Below are 887 nucleotides of genomic sequence, written 5' to 3' on the forward strand. Positions count from 1 at the left end.
ATTCAACCCCGTTAGGAATTTCTTTTTGTACTGCTTTTGCATAACCATAGTCGTGATTTACTTCATAAACCAGATTTCTTGCTGTAGCAGCACCACGACTAAAACCAAAGATATCAAGTGTAATTTGAGTTAGAACAGTATTCTCATTTCCTTTTTCCAATTCTTTGGCTACTTTATCTGCCACTTGCTCACATGCGTTTCGAACTCTGGCACGTATACCCGTTTGCCCGGAACCAAATGCAAAACCATCCTGACTGTCACGCATTAAGTTATCAGTCCCCATGCCTGGTACATAAATAGCATATACTTCCTGCTCACAACATTGCCACATACGTGCTACATTGGTATAATCATTACTATAGCTGTTATCTGTCCCCATACGGTCCAGACCAAACTCGTTTAAAGGAACTCTGTATGAAGCTACAAGATATTTGTCTCTTTCAGGAATAGCATCAAACTCAGCTTTCTCTGCAGGTGTTTTATTTTGTTTAGAGAGCAATTGTTCTATTCTCCCTTTATTCTTAATATTATTATATTTTTCTTCATCTTCACTTTCCAGTTTATCATTTCCTTTCGAATAATCAACTTTACCCTTAACCGTTCGACTGTGTACAGTACGCATATCGGTATTGTTCTTATTGTTTAGTGTACCATCAATAAATACCCCAAAAATAAGATGAAGATCATCCTTTTTTACTTCATCTTTACTTGCTCCCGTATTGTATACAAATGTTTTTCCCATAACAACTATTCTTTTTTATACTTTTTTGTTAATGAACGCGACTCAAAAACTTCTAGTTTACTTTTCTTTAGCGGTATAGCATTAATTCCATTCTTAAGTGTTACACCTAAATATTCACTTCCAGGATTTATTTTGATTTCTAAGT

The 887-nt window shown here is 35.3% G+C and carries 1 protein-coding gene; it reads right to left on the minus strand.

The window, feature by feature from the left end:
- Positions 1 to 742, minus strand: a 742-nt coding sequence (locus B0A64_RS23940; RefSeq protein WP_165769875.1) for a phospholipase effector Tle1 domain-containing protein, incomplete at its 3' end; no start/stop codon positions are given.
- Positions 743 to 887 lie beyond the last annotated feature (145 nt).

It is taken from the genome of Flavobacterium araucananum, assembly GCF_002222055.1.
Lineage (GTDB): Bacteria > Bacteroidota > Bacteroidia > Flavobacteriales > Flavobacteriaceae > Flavobacterium > Flavobacterium araucananum.